The organism is Mobilisporobacter senegalensis, from assembly GCF_003752155.1.
Classification (GTDB): Bacteria; Bacillota; Clostridia; order Lachnospirales; family Lachnospiraceae; genus Mobilisporobacter; species Mobilisporobacter senegalensis.
In genome coordinates, this window is record NZ_RJVG01000006.1 from 163,164 (window position 1) to 182,891 (window position 19,728).

The window sequence follows — 19,728 nt, forward strand, 5'->3', positions numbered from 1 at the left end:
AGTTTCTTTTGCGGTATTCTATATAAATGCTGTATTTTGCATCTTGCATTTTATTTACATCTATTCTATGTCCATAAGAATAATTGTCCATTCTTATTGGATTTAAAACTTCTTTCTTTTATCTTTTCTCCATCAGATAAACTTCCAATTAAAAATTCTCCATTTTTATTGTGTTTCTCTATATTTCTTTGAATTGAATCCTGTCCGAAATTAGCATAACAGTAGATACAGCCATTCAAACAGGTATTATATGCACCAATATCAATACTTTCAATGCATCCGCAATCCTTTCTCTGATTATTATCCTTATAGATATCTAATCTTGAACCACACAGATTCTCAAGTAAATTTTTATCTATACAACTTGCTTTCTCAATTCCATAGGAAGATAAATCCATCTTTTCAGAGCAGGCTTTCACAATCAAGCCATGATCCTTTGCGATTGATACTATTACTGTACATAACTCTTCTATCTCTTCCCTCTGGACAGTGCGTATCAGATCTGTTCTTACTTTAGAATATAAGTCAACAAAGCTAATGATTACCGAATCCACATAATTATGAAGTTTATTGCATAGTCTCTGGAACTGTTCTATGTGATAATGAATTGTTAACTGATGATTCAATATAATTGGATCATACCGCCATACCATTCTTTCTTTTCCAATCTGATCGCTTAATTTAAGAAAGGTATCTTCAATCTCTGTCTTATCCCTTAGATTCCTTTCTATATCATTCTGATAGGGGGTTAAAGTAAACTGAAAATAATATTGATATCCCATTTCATCAAGTTTTGGCAAATAAGGCATCATATTTTGGGGATCTTTGGTCCAGAATACAATACTGTCAATAATATCCGGAGATAATATAATCTTACTTATCTGATTATAATTCATGGGATTTCGAACTAAAACATAGCCTTCTCTCATTCGATTCATAAACCACTCTGGATAAAATGCCGGGATATCAGTACGACGTGATGCGGATAAAATCATATTTCATTGCCTTCTTCCTTAATATTTAGCTTTTGATCTGCTGCATCCCTGCGATATTGCCCGGGGCTGACCTTAACAAGCCGGTTAAAATTATCATAAAAGGTAGATAAACTTTCATATCCACAGGAGGCTGCTATAGTAATTATGGAATACTGTGTATTCACTAACAGCTCCTTCGCCAGCTCTATTCGTTTTCTTAATATATATTCTCTTGGAGTCATACCATACTGCCTTAAAAATATATTAACTAAATGATTATTTGTCACATGAAGTTCCTGTATTCCCTCTTTCATAGATAAATCTTCTGTAAGATTTTTATCATAGATAAACTTTGCCCTTTCAGCTAATTCTTGTACGGGTTCATATTCCAATAAATCCGGCCTGCAGCGTTTGCAAGGTCTAAATCCATTTTCAAGAGCTTCTTTTTGATCTGCAAAAAATGCCACATTATTTCTTAGTGGAGTTTTTGAATTACATGACGGACGGCAAAATATCTTTGTAGTCTTCACACCATAATAAAATTTTCCATCATAATCAGCATCACATCTTACAACCGCATCCCATTTTTTCCCTTCATCCATCTTTATCCCTCTTTTGATTACATTAAACTCGTTTCATACTTCGTATAATAACTTTTGTATCTTTATCAACTGTTAATGATTCCGTTATCTTTTGCAGCGCCTTATTATAAGTAAAATCATCCAGTTGATTATTTTTAAGATATCTTAAGGTTTGCTTTGGAAGTCTTATATAACAGATTGATACAGCCCATGCCACTGCCATTTTGGCATAATAACCTTCATGCTTTATATGGTCCAAAGTCGTAAGGACTTTTCTAATATATTCATCGACAATATAATAGTTTAAAAGCATTACCACACCAAATCTAATATCATATTCTCTCTCTGAAGAAAAATAGGGTTTTAAAAATTCCCATACCCTTTCCTTATTCTGTTTCGTTATCTTTAATCCGGCGCAAAAACTATCACATATTGACCAATTATCAATTTTAGGCACAAATTTCTTGACATGATCTAAAGTTTCATCAATATCAGCTTTTGAACAACCAATGACCATCCCCTGTAACATAATCTCTTCAAAATATTCATTATCTGCATTGGAGAGAAACGTTCTCCAATCATCTTTTGCAATTTGTTTTGCAATCTTACGAAGAGCCGGCAGACGAACTCCTAATATATTCTCTGTATTAGGTATAAGCTTTGTGGAAAATACTTTATATTCCTCCTCAGCCTGTTCCAGTAATTGCTTTTTTATTGATCTATCCATTTTTATTCCTCATAAGCTTCTCTTAAGATACGTATTTCTTCCTTATATCCTTCATTATCATTAGGTGTCTCTAAGAAAAATGGTAAATTTCTTAATTTAGGGTGATTAATAATTCTTATTATTGCCTCCAGACCGATTAGGCCCTGTCCGATTTTTTCATGTCTGTCCTTTTTACTGCCAGCTTCATTCATACTATCGTTAAGATGGATTGCATAAAGTTTATCCATTCCAATAATGGAATCAAATTCGTCAAGGACTCCGTCTAAATCATTTATAATATCATATCCTGCATCATGCATATGGCAGGTATCAAAACATACACCTATCTTATCCTTACATTCCACTTCATCGATAATCTGCTTTAGCTCTTCAAAGGTGCTGCCGATTTCAGAACCTTTCCCAGACATTGTTTCCAATAATACAATAGTTGTCTGGTCCGGTTTAATAATATCATTTAACAACGTTGTAATATAATGAACACCCACTTCAATCCCTTGTCCCACATGACTTCCCGGATGAAAATTATACAGGTTGCACGGTATGATCTCCAATCGTCTTAAATCATCTTCTATTACTTGTCTGGCGAAGATCCTTGTTCTTTCATCAGGGGAACAAGGATTTAAAGTATAAGGTGCATGTGCCAATATTGGAGCAAAATTATTCTCTGATAATAGGTCCGCTAACAATTCCACATCTTTGGTATCTATGGCCTTTGCTTTGCTTCCTCTTGGATTACGTGTAAAAAATTGAAATGTGTTCCCATTTATTTTTAATGCCTCTTTGCCTATTGCATAAAATCCTTTTGATATGGACAAATGGCAGCCGATATTTAGCATATGACTCCTCCTTTATCTTATTCATGTTCTTTCTCCAATTTAAGAAGCATAGCCTTTAGATCAAGTCCCCCTGCGTAGCCTACCAAATCACCATTTGAACCAACCACACGGTGACATGGAACAACAATCATAATTGGATTCCTGTTGTTTGCCATACCAACTGCGCGGGAAGCCGTTGGTTTCCCAAGTGCCACTGCAACTTGTTTATAGCTCCAGGTCTCTCCGTAAGGTATCGTTTTCAAAACTTCCCAAACCTTTTTCTGAAACTCCGTACCTTTAGGATTAAGGGGAAAATCGAATATCATCCTCTTACCAGATAAGTATTCTTCTAATTGCTTTGCAGCTTTTGCAAGTAATGGAGTTTCTGAAATCTCAAGATTATCTTTTTCCTTCTCATCGACTATTTCTAATTCTGTCACACCAATACCATCTTCGGCAATTTTAAATAAGCCTATTCTAGTATTGTAAAAATTTACATTTATCATTCTCAACACCTCATCCATATTTTAAATTTCTTTGATTATTTTATTATGAAGATAGAATATCATAAATTTAATAGATTATCTTACGGATTTTCATATTCTAATTATATATTAACCCCTGCAATCTGGAGCAGATATGCTATGTACCAAAGTAATAAATACTCACTTACTGATTGATCCCTGGGGCATTAGGACGTTATCCCTCTTTACCAGTAAAATTATAGCATATAAAATATAGTATATCAACAAAAAACGAACATACTTTCGTCTTTCTGGAATAGAAAAGGCCTTGTTCTAAATTGAACCAGACCTTATTTTATAACTGCTATTAAAATTATTAACCTTTAACGCTCTTTTCTACTTTTAATTCTTCAATTTTGCCCCTCAACAATTTATGGATTGCATAAGCAACTCCATTATCCCGATTGGATTTTGTCATATATTTCGCTGCTTCTTTTACTTTTTCCATTGCATTTTTCATTGCCACAGTTACTCCAAAATCCATGGATAACATGGAATAATCATTCATACTATCTCCAAGAACCATTACCTCATCCATCGAATAACCCAAATCAGTAATATATTCTTTTAAAGCAATTCCTTTTTGTGCTTCAATATGGGTTAATTCCAGATTATTAGAAAAGGAAGATGCCGATGCGATTCCCGGAATATCAGCAATAGCTTCATCTATATCTTTTACTAACTGTTCATTGGCAGAAGATATGAATATTTTATATATCTGATATTTTTCCAACTGCTTAATATCTTTTATACTTTTTTTCTTCTCACAAAATTCTTCAAATTCAACAGACCTGATAATTTCTTCTCTGGTACCTGTCATATGAAAAAGCATTGCCTGTTCGATAAGATGTTCTCTCACTTCTTCTTCGGTACCTATCATATAATCATACTCATCAGAACAAAAATGAACTCCCACATTAAATTTTTTAATCCGTTCATAAAGTTCTTCAAAAACGCTCTGGTCCATTGGAACCTGTTTTATAATCTTTGTATTGGGATCTCTGATCTCTGCACCACTGGCCAGGATATAATCACATTCAATTTTATGATTCTTAAGCACTGACATAGTATTTTTAAAACTTCTGCCAGTAGAAATGATAAATCTTATTCCATTTTCTTTTGCCAGATTGATTGCTTTTAATGTATCTTCCGTAATTTCATGTCTATCATCTAACAATGTACCATCTAAATCAGACGCAATTACTTTAATCATAGTATTTCCTTTCTCCTAACAGATCTTTGATACGTATTATCTCACAATTTCAATTGTTTAGTATATTTACTAATCAAATATTCTTACGGATATAAGTCTACTATATATCTTCCATTCATTCAAGGGCGAGTGCCCATTGGTTTTGATAAACTTTTGAACCTTAGAGCGATTACAACCTTGCCTTAATTAACTGCCGCTTCTAAAATTGTAAAAGATACTTTGTTACAATCAATTTCTGCCAATGCACCATATGGAAGGCATATTTTAGGCTCTGTATGACCAAAATTCATATTATATAGAATTGGCAGATCAGCTTTTCCAAACTCTTTCATTACTTTGCAAATAACCTCTCTATATTCCTCAGAATATTCTTCATCCTGTGGTTTTCCCCAGATAATTCCTTCAAGGCGATCTAATATGCCAGTAATGCCATAAATTCTAAGACCACATTCCACAAACCAGACTGGCGGTTTTTCTTCAGAGGTCTCTAAAAATAAAATAGCACCCTCAAATTCATCTATAGGCGGAAAAATTTCAGTTCCCCGGAGCATATCAAATACTTCCATACAGCCACCGATCAATCTCCCTTTTCCAATTCCTTTTCCTTGTAATAATTCATATCCTTTATTATTCTTATAACTTCTTTGTGTAAATTTATTCTTTTCATTCCAAGGAAGATATTCACTGGTCCATTCTGTGGCAGCTTTTATTTCCCCAATAGGTTTGTTGTTGAATAATGTTCTCTCCAGGTATTCGATCGTATAATGATCCATAGCAATATTTTCTGCAAAATCTACCAATAGAGTTGGTCCATAAATGCTGGATATTCCCGCTTTGTGGCAAAGTAAATGGGTCGTGGTGGAGTCGGAATATCCCATAAATATCTTTGGATTCTGATGGATGATATTAAAATCTATATAAGGGAGCATTCGTATACTTTCAATCCCTCCAATACATGCTATGATTCCTTTTATAGAAGGATCAAGAAATGCATCCATTAAGTCTTTGGCACGCTTTTCAGGGTGATGATATATGTAATCCGTTCCAGCTAACGTATGTTCCATTTCAACAACTTCAAGACCGAATATCTGCTCCAGCCTATCTTTTCCTTGCTGATAACGCCAACGAATATCTTCATCTCCGGCTCCACCCCAGGATAAACTGACTAATGCTACTTTGTCCCCTTTCTTTAACATGTCCGGTTTCTTTAATTTCTTCATATATGCCCTCTCTTTCATTAAAATTCCTAAGCCTGCTCAATAGTTTCTGAAAATTCTTATACCAGTTCCTTAAATTTCACTAATATGGTTAAAAGTTATCTATTATGATAATGTATTATGTTAATTTTCGCAATTATTTCTAATGTTTAGATCCCCAATCACTTTCTTATCCTCAGATACACAAATTCCGATATATTAAAATAAAGACTATAATTCCAGAATTTTTCTAAGAATTATAGCCTTATCCATGTTATGATTTATTCACCTTATATTTGTTTCCTATAACAATTCCAGTAAAATCTTATTAATCATTCCAGGGTCTGCTTTTCCCTTCATCTCTTTCATGGTCTGACCGACTAAGAATCCCATTGCCTTTGTTTTACCAGCATGATAATCTTCTACTGATTGAGGATTTTCCTTAATGATTCGTTCAATCGTACTTCTAAGAGTTCCCTCATCATTTACAATCTTAAGCCCATGTTCTTCCACATATTTTTCAGGGTCAATATCTTCTCCAAATATTTTTTCAAACACTTCTTTTGCAACGGTTCTATTAATACCATTGGAATCAATTAGATGAATTAGTTTGGCCAGATTTTTGGGACTAAACTGTACTTCCTCTGGATCCATCTCAAATTCTTTTAATAGCCTCATAGTTTCAACCATCAACCAGTTAGATACTTCTTTTGGTTTCTTGCACAGGGCAACAGTGGCTTCAAAAATATCTGCCAGTTTTTTAGAGCCTGTAATGATACTTGCATCATATTCAGGAATATCATATTCCTTCTCATAACGTAGCATTTTCTCATCTCTAAGTTCTGGCTGTTTCTTTTGAATCTCCTCCAGCCATTCATCACTTATTTCAATGGGAACAAGATCTGGCTCCGGAAAATAGCGGTAATCCTGTGCATCTTCTTTGGAACGCATTGCAAAACTGCTATCTTTATTGTCATCCCATCTCCTTGTCTCCTGGACCACTGGTTTACCATATTCCAATAATTCAATCTGACGTTTTCTCTCCCCTTCAATTGCTCTTGCGATGGCTTTAAAGGAGTTCATATTTTTCATCTCTGTCCTGGTACCATATTCTTTTGCACCAAGTTCCCGAACAGATAAGTTAATATCTACACGCAGGGAACCTTCTTGCATTTTACAGTCAGATACACCAAGATATTGAAGGATTAGTTTCAATTTATCAAGGTATGCTATGACTTCATCCGAAGATCTCATATCTGGTTCACTAACGATCTCTATCAGCGGTACACCACATCGGTTGTAATCCACTAATGTGCAATCATCCCAAGGATCATGGACTAATTTACCTGCATCCTCCTCCATATGAATCTCATGGATCCCAATCGTTTTTTTCACCCCATCTACCTCAATTTCAATTCCACCATTACGGCAAATTGGGAGATATAATTGAGACACCTGATAAGCTTTTGGTAGATCCGGATAGAAATAATTCTTTCGATCGAATTTGCATCTCCTGGTTATGGTACAACCAGTTGCTAATCCTGCTGCAATAGCATATTCCACAACTTTCTTATTTAATACTGGTAATGTTCCTGGCATGCCAGTACATACTGGACAGCAATGAGTATTTGGTTCTCCTCCAAATTCAGTAGTGCAGGAACAGAATATCTTTGATTTGGTCGCTAATTCAACATGAACTTCAAGACCTATGACCGTTTCATATACTTTCATATTTGCTCCTCCTATCTTAAATCTGGTCTTGCATATTCCCTTGTCTGTTCATAAGAATATGCAGCTCTTATAATATCAGCTTCTCCGAATGGTCTTCCAATTAACTGGAGTCCAATTGGCAGTCTATTTCTATCAACTCCACAAGGCAGACTAATTGCCGGTAAGCCAGCAAGATTTACAGATACAGTATATATATCCCCCAGATACATCTTAAGCGGATCAGATAAGCTCTCTCCGATTCTCGTTGCTGTAGTTGGAGCAGTTGGACCTAAAATAATATCATATCTTTCAAATGCTTTATCAAAACCTTCTTTAATCCTGGCTTTTACTTTTAATGCTTTATTATAATATGCATCATAATAACCGGAGCTTAAAACAAAGGCACCAATCATCATTCTTCGTTTTACTTCCATTCCAAATCCTTCACTTCTGGTCTTCTTATATACATCTTGAAGGCCGTCGAAATCTTTGGTACGGTAGCCATATTTCACCCCATCATATCTGGAAAGATTGGAACTTGCTTCAGCAGATGCAATAACATAATAAGCAGGAATTGCATAATCTACAATATCTAAGTCAAATTCTTCTACAATGGCCCCTTTACTTTCTAAAACTTTTGCTGCTTTTAATACTCCATCCCTCACCTCAGAATCAAGTCCTTTTCCTATATACCCCTTAGGAATTCCGATTTTCATACCTTTTACATCATCTACTAATGCAGTTGTGTATTTTATATTGTCACTATGAATGGATGTAGAATCTTTCCCATCATGTCCCGATATTACTTCCAGGATTGCCGCACAATCAGATACATCTCTTGCAATCGGTCCAATTTGATCCAGGGAAGATGCATAAGCAATCAGACCATATCTGGACACTGTTCCATAAGTGGGTTTTATTCCTGTTACTCCACAGAAAGCACTTGGTTGTCTTATAGAACCACCGGTATCAGAACCTAGCGCATAAAAGGCTTCTTCGGCTGCAACTGCTGCTGCCGCCCCTCCACTGGACCCGCCAGGAACATGGGCAGTATTCCAGGGATTTAGTGTTGGTCCATAATAAGAAGTCTCTGTAGTACTTCCCATAGCAAATTCATCCATATTGACTTTTCCAATGATAACTGCCCCTGCTCTGTTTAATCGTTCAATTACCTCTGCATTATAAGGAGGTTTAAAGTTATTTAATATCTTGGAACTGCAAGTAGTTAAATTCCCCTTTGTACAGATGTTATCCTTAATTGCAACTGGAACTCCTGCAAGGGGAGAATCCCCTAATTCACCAGTATCTATTAATGATTGCACTTCTTTCGCTCTACTTAGTGCTTCCTCTTCAAATATCGTTACATATGCATGATATTCTTTATCTCTTGCTTTTAAAATCTCTAATTGTGCCTTTGTAGCCTCTAAAACACTTATCTCTCCTGATCTTATCTTCTTTCCAAGTTCCAGAGCTGTTAAACTTGTGATATCCATATGGCCCCTCCTATTCAACTGTCTTAGGTACAATGAAACATCCATCTTTTTTGACTGGTGCATTGCTAAGAAGATTATCTCTATCTGCTTCATTTACCACAACATCTTCACGGAATACATTCTTGATTGGAAATACATGTGACATTGGTTCCATTTCAGAAGTATCAAGTTCATTCATTGTATCTATATAATTTAAAATACTGCTAAGATCCTTTTTAGCACTCTCTTTTTCTTCACCGGATAGTTCTAATTTAGCTAGCTTAGCTACATAATCTATTGTTTCATCTGTAATTGTCATGTTATAATCCTTCTTTCTTACATTTTATTTATGACTACACCTTCCAGGTTCAATTTAATACTCTGAGCACTTCTTTCTTAAGGTTCTAATTTTGAAACATCTCTTGGGAAAAGCGTCGTTTCACGGACATTTGATTCATTTAATAACCTCATGGTAAGACGTTCCAGACCAATTCCAAGACCTCCATGTGGCGGCATCCCATGTTTGTGTATCATTAAATAATTTGTAAAATCCTCTGGATCCATACCACGTACAACCATTTTATCCACTTGCTCATCATATTGGTGAATTCTTTGTCCACCAGTAGTTATTTCCATTCCCTTAAACAATAAATCAAAACTTAAAGTATACTTTGGGTCCTTAGGATCATCCATGGCATAGAAAGGTCTTTTCTTGGAAGGATAATGGGTAACAAACACAAAATCACTTCCATATTCTTCTTCAAAATATTTTCCAATCAATACTTCCTCTTCTGGTTCCAGATCGTATGGATTTTTAATCTTTCTATTATATTTTTCAGATACAAGTCTCTTAGCCTCATCAAATCGAACTGCTGGTATCTTCGTTATGTCAGGAAGTTCTATATTTAATATTTTAAGTTCTTTTTCATATTCTCTCTTCAATAATTCAAAGGTATAAAGAAGCATTGCCTGTTCCATCTCCATAATCTCTTCAAAGCTTTCAATATATCCCATTTCAAAATCCATACTGGTATATTCATTCAAATGCCTTGTAGTATTATGTTTCTCAGCACGAAACACCGGAGCAACCTCAAATACCCTGTCATATATTCCGACCATTGTTTGTTTATAAAATTGGGGGCTTTGTGCCAGAAAAGCTTTCTTCCCAAAATACTCTAATTTAAATACATTGGCTCCACCTTCTGCATTTCCTGCAACAATTTTAGGTGTTCTTACCTCAGTAAAATTCTGGGCAAACAGAAAATCTCGAAAACCCCTGACAAGTCCTTCTTGTATCTTAAAGATTGCTCTCTCTCTTATATTTCTGAGAGAAACTGGTCTTAGGGCCAATTTCGTTTCTAAAGATGTATTTAGCTTCCACTTACTTATTGGAATAGGCATCGTTGTCTCTTTTGCGGGTTCTGATAAGACTATGATCTTCGTGAGAAGAATCTCGAAACCATTTGGGGCTCTATCTTCTTTATGAACAATACCTTCTACCTCCACCGTTGATTCTTCCCGCAGGCTTTTAATATTAAAATCTGCCAGCCTTCCATCTTCAAACACACATTGAACTAAGCCTTCTGACTTTCTAAGAACGACGAATGCAAACTCACTCATATCCCTGATGGTATGAACAGCACCATTCAATTTAACTGTGCTGCCATATCTTTCACCTGATATAATGTCTGCAATGTTTATAGTTTCCTTTTCTTTGATTCCTGTTACAAATTCCATAAAATCCCTCCTTAAATATTGAACACAATTGTTCATTCACAGGAATAATTCCTGCTCTCATATTCAAGCTTTGTGCAATGACTTATTCAGGACTTTAGCGTGAAGTTATATTCATTACGCCTTGCAGACTTTAGAACCACTTCGTGCTTCTAAAGTTCGTGGGCGTCGCAAAATGATATTCATTACGCCTCCCAGACTTTAGAACCACTTCGTGCTTCTAAAGTTCGTGGGCGTCGCAAAATGATATTCATTACGCCTCGCAGACTTTAGAACCACTTCGTGCTTCTAAAGTTCGTGGGCGTCGCCCACTATCAGAATAATCAAGCCCGACCTCTCATGTAAACATGAGGTTCGGTTTGATTATTCTGCTGCTCGGCTCGTTGCCATCACGCAAAAAAGTCCCAAGAATATGTTCTTATTCGTTATGAATAAGTCATTATTCCGGGACGGGATAAGCTTTTCCCGCGGTACCACCCGCATTGAGAATTTATAATTCTCCGCTCAACACTTAACGCGTGCCACGCACGGACCTACTACGATTTCAACCCGTGAGCTCCAGAGTGTTCCTTAATCTACCTATCTTCATAATGATGCTCTCAGTCGGTGACATCAAATTCCTGTTTATAGAAGAAATCCGTAAACCTCAGTCTCTTTCATTGCTTTTATCTTTATAAAAAAAGGCGTTGTGAATGAATTCACAACACCTTTGTTGTTGACTTATATTATCATATTATTTTTTAAATAGCAAGAATTAATTTTAAAAATTAATAAATTTATTTTTACCAAAGATCTGTCAAATCTTTATTTTTAATATATCTTTCTTAGGATTAATGCTAAAATGAAAAGCCAGAACAATATGACAGGTATGGAGAAATACCATTTTTTTGCTTTCTCATTTTCCCATGAATCTCTTGCTTCTATCTGACATTGAATAAATATATTATGAGGAATCAATCTAATTGTAATGGAAACTAATAAAGGCAATATTAATAAATCATCTAAGTACCCTAGTATCGGTATAAAATCCGGTATCAGATCAACTGGAGATAATGCATATCCAATCGTAATCATAGCCATCAATTTTGCAATAAAGGGAGTTTCTTTTTTCCTTAGGGCCAGATATACTGCTGGAATATCTCTTTTTAATTTTTTGCCTATCTCCTTGATCTTCATATGTTCCTCATCTTATAATTCTGAATTATTAAAATTTCTGGCTAATATTATAATTTCTTAATTCTATCCATGGCCTCTAACGTATTTTCATAAGTACCAAATGCTGTGAGTCTAAAATAACCTTCTCCACTTGGACCAAAGCCTGAACCCGGAGTACCTACGATATTTACTTCATTAAGAAGATAATCAAAGAATTCCCAGGAAGTCATTTTATCAGGTGTCTTTAACCAGATGTATGGAGCGTTTACACCTCCAGATACTAAATATCCAGCATCCGTCAGACCTTCACGTATTATTTTAGCATTTTGCATATAATATGCAACCATATCTTTGGTCTGTTTTTTTCCTTCTTCCGTATAGATAGCAGAACCTGCTGCCTGAATAATATATGGCGCACCATTAAATTTCGTACCATGGCGTCTTGCCCATAGGCTATTTAACATGATATCACCGGATTTTAATTCTTTAGGAACTACAGTAAAACCAAGTCTTGTTCCTGTAAAACCAGCATTTTTGGAAAAACTTCTGATCTCGATTGCACAAGCTTTTGCCCCATCACATTCATAGATACTATGTGGTACATCATCTTCTGTGATATATGCTTCATAAGCTGCATCATAAATAATGACTGCACCGGACTTTAGTGCATAATCCACCCATTTTTGTAGTTCTGCCTTTTTGATTGTTGAACCGGTAGGATTGTTTGGGAAGCAAAGATATATAATATCCGGTGTTTCCTTTGGTAATTCAGGAGCGAAATTGTTCTCTGCGGTACATGGCATATAAATTACTTTTGACCATTTCCCAAGGTCAGCATTATACTCTCCCGTTCTTCCAGCCATAACATTCGTATCAACATATACAGGATAAACCGGATCGCATACAGCTATTTTATTATCAACATCAAAGATATCTCCAATATTACCCGAATCACTCTTTGCACCATCACTGATAAATATTTCATCAATAGAAATATCCACACCTCTGGCTTTAAAATCATGTAAAGCGATTGCTTCTCTCAAGAAATCATATCCTAAATCCGGAGCATATCCTTTAAAAGTATCTTTCACTCCCATCTCATCCACGGCTGTGTGTAATCTGTCTACTACTACAGGTGCAAGGGGTAATGTTACATCGCCTATTCCTAAACGAATAATCTTCTTATCTGGATTTGCAGCAGTAAATTCTGCTACTTTCTTACCTATTGTAGAGAATAAATAGCTTCCAGGTAATTTAAGATAATTTTCGTTAATTTTGTACATCGTATTGTCCTCCTAAATATTTAAACTTAGCAAATTGATTCATCAATCACACCTGTAAAGACCTCAACTGCCGGTCCTGTCATATATACTATATTGGTTGTTTGGTCATAGAAGATCTCTAAACTTCCGCCAATCAATTCAACCGTCACATGCTCTTCCAGACGCTTTTCTAAAAGTCCCGCTACTACACTGGCACAAGCTCCTGTTCCACATGCCAGTGTTTCACCACTGCCTCTTTCCCATACTCTCATAATAATATGGTTTTTATCTACTACTTGAATAAACTCAGTATTTATCCTTCTTGGAAATAGATCATGATGTTCAAATTTAGGTCCTATTTCTTCCAGATTCAAGCTCTTCACATCATCTACAAATACGACTGCATGTGGATTTCCCATGGATACACATGTTATCTGATAAGTAATATGATCTATCATAATTTCTTCCTGTATGACCACATCTTTTTTAGACAGAACCGGTATCATCTCTGGTTCTAATATAGGATTTCCCATATTTACAGTTACATAGCTCACTTGTCTGTCATCATCTGTATTACCGGCTAATTTTAATTCAAGAAATTTAATACCAGCAAGAGTATCAATTGATAACTTGGTTTTATCCGTCATATGTCTCTCATAAACATATTTTCCCACACAACGTATGGCATTTCCGCACATTTCTGCTCTTGATCCATCCGCATTATACATACTCATAAAAAAATCTGCTCTATCTGATGGTTCAATTAGAACAATACCATCTCCACCGATACCAAAATGTCTGTCACTTAGCTTAACAGCTAACTCGGAGGGATTCTTGACTTCTTCCTTAAGGCAATTAATATAAATATAATCATTGCCGCATCCTTGCATTTTTGTGAATTGCATATTATCACCTCATATTTATTTACATTAAACTTAGAATCATCTCTGCTGTCTCGACCATTTTTGTTCCGCTATCCATACTTGTTTTTTGAATGTAGCGGTGGGCTTCTTCTTCTGACATATTATTTCTTTCCATCAGAATAGCTTTTGCCTTTGCAATCGTTTTTTTAGCTTCTTCATTTCTCTCCTTGGGTCTATTCGCTTCCCTCTTTTTACGACGACTATAATTATATGTCATCATCTGCAAGGTATCCAATAAATCTCTTGTCTTTATAGGCATTCCTAAACAGACGATATCATTATTAATACAATCTTCAAATTTCTTAGGAGAGGCAACCAATAACATATTAAATCCCTTAGGGAGATAATTCATTAACTCATTATATTGCATGTCTGGCAATTTATAACCACAAAGAACGATTCCACCATCTAACTCATTCGCAATATTTAACACCCCTGCCCCGCTGGTACAAGTTGCGTCCACATCATAGCCGTTTCTAAGGAGAATATTCTTTATGTTTTTTGCGTCTTCTATCTTTGGAAACGCGATTATTATACTAACCATATTGTATCACATCCAACCTGTCCTAGTGTATGAGTTACTGAAAGTTAATATCTATATAGATAATGTTCCATCTCCCAAGCAGTAACCTGAGTGCAAAAATCGTTCCATTCTGCCTTTTTTGTATTTATATATTGTTCTGCAAAATGATTTCCTACTACATCTTTAATATATTCATCTTTTTCAAATTCTTTGATTGCTTCATCAAGACTTTTTGGAAGTCTTAAAATATTATCTGATTCATTTTTATTTTCAATACTAGGTGGAGGGGTTAAATTTCTTTTAATTCCATCAAGACCGGCAGCCAGGCACACCGCCAGACTAAGATATGGATTAGCGGTTGGGTCCGGGCTTCTAAGCTCTATCCTTGTTTCTGTTCCACTTGCAGTGGGAATGCGTATTAATGGAGTCCGGTTAATTGCAGACCAGCCAATTTCAATTGGTGCATCATATCCTGCAACTAATCTTTTATATGAATTAATAAGTGGATTCGTAATCACTGTAATTCCTTTAATATGCTCCATAATACCGGCCATAAACTCATATGCCGTGGTACTTAATCCATAAATATCCTCTTTATCTTCAAATATATTTTTCCCGTCTTTCGACAATGACATATTAACATGCATCCCAGAGCCTTTAATTCCACGGACCGGTTTTGGCATAAAAGTAGCATGGTTGCCATGACGTTTGGCTATCGTCTTAACGACCATTTTTAAAGTCGTAATATTATCTGCCGTTTTAAGTGCATCTGCATATTTAAAATCAATTTCATGCTGACTTGGAGCACCTGCATGATAAGAAGTCTCTACATCAAATCCCATATCTTCAAGAGTAAGTACAATTTCTCGTCTTACATTCTCACCAGTATCTAATGGACTTACATCAAAATATCCACCTTTTTCATCTAATATGGTCGTAGGATTCCCTTGTTCATCTGTATTATATAAGAAAAACTCACATTCCGGGCCAACATCAAATGTATAACCTAAATCATTGGCCTCTTTAATTACTTTTTTTAAAATATATCTTGGATCTCCTGCAAAAGGCGTACCATCTTTACAATAGACATCACAAATAATTCTTGCGACTTTCCCTTGTTGAGGCCTCCATGGGAATATTACAAAAGTATCCAAATCCGGATAAAGATAAAAATCAAATTCTTCATTCCGGTTGAACCCTTCAATTGCAACCCCATTAAACATACATTTATTATTTAAAACTTTATCCAGCTGGCTCGTTGTAACAGCCATATTCTTTAGATTTCCATAAATGTCTGTAAATTGTAAACGAATAAATTCAACGTCTTCTTCTTCCACTAACCGTATAATATCTTCCTTAGAATTTTTACTCATTATATCAACTCCTTAATTAATGATTTATTCGAAAAAAGAGCAAAAGCTTCTATACCGAACGCCCTTGCTCTTACTATAAATCATAATAACAGTCGTATTTTATTTTGTCAACTATTTTGGGAAGGCTGATCAATTCATAATCTTTATTCCCTGAATATTAATCCCTGCTAAATTCAGCTAATTCCAAACCTTCATTACGCTCCAAAAGAGTCCTGATGCTCCACGGATTTGCAAAAAGCAGTAATGGATTACCTTTCATATCTTTTACTTTCTTCATGTCGGTAATTCCTTTAATTGAATTTAAATCAAGACCTTTATTCATGATCCAGCGGATATGTTCAAATGGAAGAGACTCCATACGTATCTCTACACCATATTCACTTTCCAGTCTGAATTTTAACACATCAAACTGAAGAACGCCTACAACGCCCACAATAATCTCTTCCATACCAGTATTAAATTCCTGAAATATCTGGATAGCACCTTCTTGGGCAATCTGCAATACACCTTTGGTAAATTGTTTTCTCTTCATGGTGTCTACCTGGCGAATTCTTGCAAAATGCTCTGGTGCAAAAGTTGGAATTCCTTCGAATTCAAACTTCTGATTTGAAGTGCATAAAGTGTCGCCAATAGAGAAGATGCCTGGATCAAATACACCTATAATATCTCCTGCATAAGCTTCTTCCACTATCTTTCTCTCCTGAGCCATCAACTGCTGAGGCTGTAACAATTTCATCTTTTTATTTCCCTGCACATGGATTACTTCCATGCCGGCTTCAAATTTACCTGAACAAATTCTCATAAATGCAATACGATCCCTGTGAGCTTTATTCATATTTGCCTGTATCTTAAATACAAATGCTGAAAAATCTTCTTTGATAGGATCAATCTCACCAATATTAGATTTTCTTGGTAATGGTGATGTAGTCATGTCTAAGAAATGTTTTAAGAAATTTTCAACACCAAAATTGGTCAGAGCAGATCCAAAAAATACAGGAGATAATTTACCGTGGCTTACTGCCTCCATATCAAATGGATCACTGGCTCCATCTAAAAGTTCAATTTCATCATGAAGATTACGATGATAATCTGGCCCTATAATCATATCTATGGTAGGATCATTAATGGAAATCTCCGTTGTCTGTGCCTCTTTTTGACCCCCTGTAGAAACTGCTTTAAAAGTGGTAATATTTTTTGTATTCCGGTCATAAACACCTTTGAATTCTTTTCCTGAACCAATCGGCCAATTTACCGGACATGTTTTAATTCCCAGTTCTGTTTCAATTTCATCTAATAAATCAAAAGGATCATTGGCCTCACGATCCATCTTATTAATAAATGTGAAAATAGGTATATCTCTTAATAAACAAACTTTAAATAATTTTTTTGTCTGGGCTTCTACACCTTTAGAAGCATCAATTACCATAACTGCAGAATCGGCTGCCATAAGAGTACGATACGTATCTTCAGAGAAATCCTGATGCCCCGGGGTATCTAATATATTGATACAATAACCATCATAATTAAATTGTAAAACAGAAGAAGTTACAGAAATACCTCTTTGTTTCTCAATTTCCATCCAGTCAGAAACAGCGTGCTTTGAATTTTGCTTTCCTTTAACGGAACCTGCTGTATTAATAGCTCCACCATAGAGCAGAAATTTTTCCGTTAATGTAGTTTTACCAGCATCCGGATGTGATATGATGGCAAATGTTCTTCTTTTCTTTATTTCATTCGTGTAATCAGACACAATAAATCCTCCAATATTCAATCTTTACATTTAAGTAGGATAACCAATTAATGATATAATATATTAACGGGATATGTCAAGAATTCTTTCTTATATTCAGTAGTATAACCCATTTTCTACACGTAGGAAATGAAGAGTATATTTTATCACGACAAAAAAAGCAGTGAATTCACTGCTTTTAAATATGTATCGATAAGTGATTACTCCACATCACTTATCGAGGTCTTGATTTTTCGAAATATCCTAAAAAATTTAGGTTTTTCGCAAACAGTCCAAAATAAAACAATGCTTTTCTTCACCTATCTTGATATTATTATTACCTGTAATCCTAAAATTATTATGGTAAATAGTTCTATTTATTTTTTATTTGTCATTCTTGTTAATATGATAACCACCAGCATAATTAGAATAATAACTGTAAATATCCCAAACATGCCCTGCCACATTATATTTAATGATTGAATAGTGTACTCATTCATGTTTTGACCTCCTATAAGAACCTTGCTACTAAATTAAGTATAATACCACCAGCTACAACAGAACCGATCTGTCCTGATACATTTGCACCAATTGCATGCATTAAGATGTGATTTTCAGGATCTTCTTTCAGAGACATTTTCTGTACAACACGGGCTGACATAGGAAATGCAGAAATACCGGCAGCACCAATCATCGGATTAACTTTGTTCTTAGTAAACAGATTTAATAACTTAGCAAACATTACACCACCAATAGAGTCAAATACAAATGCTATAAGACCAAGCCCCATAATCAATAATGTATGATATGTTACAAATTCTTCTGCTCTCATACTAAATGCAATTGTAATACCAAGTAATAAAGTAATTAAATTGGATAAAATATTCTGAGCCGTATCTGATAACGTTCCAAGTACACCACATTCTCTAATAAGGTTACCAAACATTAAGAAACCAACTAATGAAACTGACATTGGTGCAACAAAACCTGCAATGAATGTAACAATGATTGGGAATAAAATTCTGGTGAGTTTAGATACGGAACCTGGATTGTATGGCATTCTGATCATACGTTCTTTCTTAGTTGTAACTAACTTAATTGCAAAAGGCTGGATGATTGGAACCAATGCCATATAAGAATAGGCGGCCACTGCAATTGCACCAATATATTTTGAACCCAGAATCTGAGAAACTAAAATTGAAGTAGGTCCATCTGCTGCTCCAATAATGCCTATGGAAGCTGCATCTCTTAAATCAAATCCTAAAAGTGTCGCTACCGTGATAGCAAAAAAGATACCAAATTGAGCTGCTGCTCCAAATAATAACATCTTTGGATTAGAAAGCAATGGTCCGAAGTCTATCATAGCACCAATACCAATGAATAACAAAATTGGTAAGGCTTCAGAAGCTTCAATTCCAGTTTCGAAAAGCCATTGGATAATACCATTTACATTGCCAATACCCTCCATGGTCTGATTAATTGCCCCAGATAAAGGAAGATTAACTAAGATAGCTCCAAACCCCATCGGCATCAATAAAGACGGTTCATATTCCTTTACAATTGCCAGATAGATTAATAACCCTCCTATGGCATACATAACCAGCTGCTGCCAAGTTACAGAAGTAATACCATCCAATAGAAAACTAAAATCCATTTTACGTTCCTCCTAGTGTATATGATTTTTGTAAGAGCAGTTGTGCCCATATATAAAAGTTCAGATATATTCCCAAACCCTTAAAAAGACCTGTGTTCCATAGAACACAGGTCTTGTCATTTAAAATTAAACCAGGGTACTTCCCAAGATGTTGATTTAATTA

19 protein-coding genes are annotated in these 19,728 nt (G+C 35.3%); all 19 read right to left on the reverse strand.

Features of this window, described 5'->3' with window-relative positions; all coding sequences use genetic code 11:
• Positions 1-65 precede the first annotated feature (65 nt).
• Positions 66-995, reverse strand: a complete 930-nt coding sequence (locus EDD66_RS11230; protein ID WP_123609681.1) for a DUF1848 domain-containing protein — start codon at positions 993-995, stop codon at positions 66-68.
• Positions 992-1,576, reverse strand: coding sequence for a bifunctional transcriptional activator/DNA repair enzyme AdaA (locus EDD66_RS11235; protein ID WP_123609682.1), 585 nt, complete (start codon positions 1,574-1,576; stop codon positions 992-994). Before EDD66_RS11235 ends, EDD66_RS11230 begins: the two co-directional genes overlap by 4 nt.
• A gap of 22 nt (positions 1,577-1,598) precedes the next feature.
• Positions 1,599-2,282, reverse strand: a complete 684-nt coding sequence (locus EDD66_RS11240; RefSeq protein WP_123609683.1) for a DNA alkylation repair protein — start codon at positions 2,280-2,282, stop codon at positions 1,599-1,601.
• A gap of 2 nt (positions 2,283-2,284) precedes the next feature.
• Positions 2,285-3,118: a deoxyribonuclease IV gene (locus tag EDD66_RS11245; protein WP_123609684.1), complete on the reverse strand. Its 834-nt coding sequence runs from the start codon at positions 3,116-3,118 to the stop codon at positions 2,285-2,287.
• A 17-nt stretch (positions 3,119-3,135) separates the two neighbouring features.
• Positions 3,136-3,603: a methylated-DNA--[protein]-cysteine S-methyltransferase gene (locus EDD66_RS11250; protein WP_123609685.1), complete on the reverse strand. Its 468-nt coding sequence runs from the start codon at positions 3,601-3,603 to the stop codon at positions 3,136-3,138.
• 334 nt (positions 3,604-3,937) lie between these two features.
• On the reverse strand, positions 3,938-4,834 hold the full coding sequence (locus EDD66_RS11255; protein WP_123609686.1) for a Cof-type HAD-IIB family hydrolase: 897 nt from the start codon (positions 4,832-4,834) through the stop codon (positions 3,938-3,940).
• A gap of 182 nt (positions 4,835-5,016) precedes the next feature.
• Positions 5,017-6,054 (reverse strand): S66 family peptidase, encoded by a 1,038-nt coding sequence (locus EDD66_RS11260; RefSeq protein ID WP_123609687.1) that lies wholly within the window; start codon positions 6,052-6,054, stop codon positions 5,017-5,019.
• Positions 6,055-6,333: 279 nt separating this feature from the next.
• Positions 6,334-7,761 (reverse strand): Asp-tRNA(Asn)/Glu-tRNA(Gln) amidotransferase subunit GatB, encoded by a 1,428-nt coding sequence (gatB, locus tag EDD66_RS11265; RefSeq protein WP_123609688.1) that lies wholly within the window; start codon positions 7,759-7,761, stop codon positions 6,334-6,336.
• An 11-nt stretch (positions 7,762-7,772) separates the two neighbouring features.
• Complete coding sequence (gatA, locus tag EDD66_RS11270; protein WP_123609689.1) at positions 7,773-9,233, reverse strand: Asp-tRNA(Asn)/Glu-tRNA(Gln) amidotransferase subunit GatA; 1,461 nt, start codon at positions 9,231-9,233, stop codon at positions 7,773-7,775.
• Positions 9,234-9,243: 10 nt separating this feature from the next.
• Complete coding sequence (gatC, locus tag EDD66_RS11275) at positions 9,244-9,531, reverse strand: Asp-tRNA(Asn)/Glu-tRNA(Gln) amidotransferase subunit GatC (protein ID WP_123609690.1); 288 nt, start codon at positions 9,529-9,531, stop codon at positions 9,244-9,246.
• A 77-nt stretch (positions 9,532-9,608) separates the two neighbouring features.
• Positions 9,609-10,949 carry an aspartate--tRNA(Asn) ligase gene (gene aspS, locus EDD66_RS11280; protein ID WP_123609691.1) on the reverse strand — a complete coding sequence of 447 codons (1,341 nt, stop codon included), beginning with the start codon at positions 10,947-10,949 and terminating at the stop codon, positions 9,609-9,611.
• Positions 10,950-11,756: 807 nt separating this feature from the next.
• Entirely contained in the window at positions 11,757-12,122 is a 366-nt protein-coding gene (locus tag EDD66_RS11285; RefSeq protein WP_123609692.1) for a YkvA family protein, read from the reverse strand.
• Positions 12,123-12,169: 47 nt separating this feature from the next.
• The gene (locus tag EDD66_RS11290) at positions 12,170-13,384 is read right to left on the reverse strand and encodes an LL-diaminopimelate aminotransferase (protein ID WP_123609693.1); all 1,215 of its coding nucleotides are present in this window, start codon (positions 13,382-13,384) and stop codon (positions 12,170-12,172) included.
• A 26-nt stretch (positions 13,385-13,410) separates the two neighbouring features.
• Positions 13,411-14,268, reverse strand: coding sequence for a diaminopimelate epimerase (gene dapF, locus EDD66_RS11295; RefSeq protein ID WP_123609694.1), 858 nt, complete (start codon positions 14,266-14,268; stop codon positions 13,411-13,413).
• Between the two features lie 19 nt (positions 14,269-14,287).
• Positions 14,288-14,830, reverse strand: a complete 543-nt coding sequence (locus EDD66_RS11300) for an ANTAR domain-containing response regulator (RefSeq protein WP_123609695.1) — start codon at positions 14,828-14,830, stop codon at positions 14,288-14,290.
• A gap of 44 nt (positions 14,831-14,874) precedes the next feature.
• Positions 14,875-16,182, reverse strand: coding sequence for a type I glutamate--ammonia ligase (glnA, locus tag EDD66_RS11305; RefSeq protein ID WP_123609696.1), 1,308 nt, complete (start codon positions 16,180-16,182; stop codon positions 14,875-14,877).
• A gap of 157 nt (positions 16,183-16,339) precedes the next feature.
• Entirely contained in the window at positions 16,340-17,932 is a 1,593-nt protein-coding gene (locus tag EDD66_RS11310; protein ID WP_123609697.1) for a peptide chain release factor 3, read from the reverse strand.
• A gap of 356 nt (positions 17,933-18,288) precedes the next feature.
• The gene (locus EDD66_RS11315; RefSeq protein ID WP_123609698.1) at positions 18,289-18,411 is read right to left on the reverse strand and encodes a sodium pump decarboxylase gamma subunit; all 123 of its coding nucleotides are present in this window, start codon (positions 18,409-18,411) and stop codon (positions 18,289-18,291) included.
• Between the two features lie 11 nt (positions 18,412-18,422).
• Positions 18,423-19,565 (reverse strand): sodium ion-translocating decarboxylase subunit beta, encoded by a 1,143-nt coding sequence (locus EDD66_RS11320; protein ID WP_123609699.1) that lies wholly within the window; start codon positions 19,563-19,565, stop codon positions 18,423-18,425.
• Positions 19,566-19,728 lie beyond the last annotated feature (163 nt).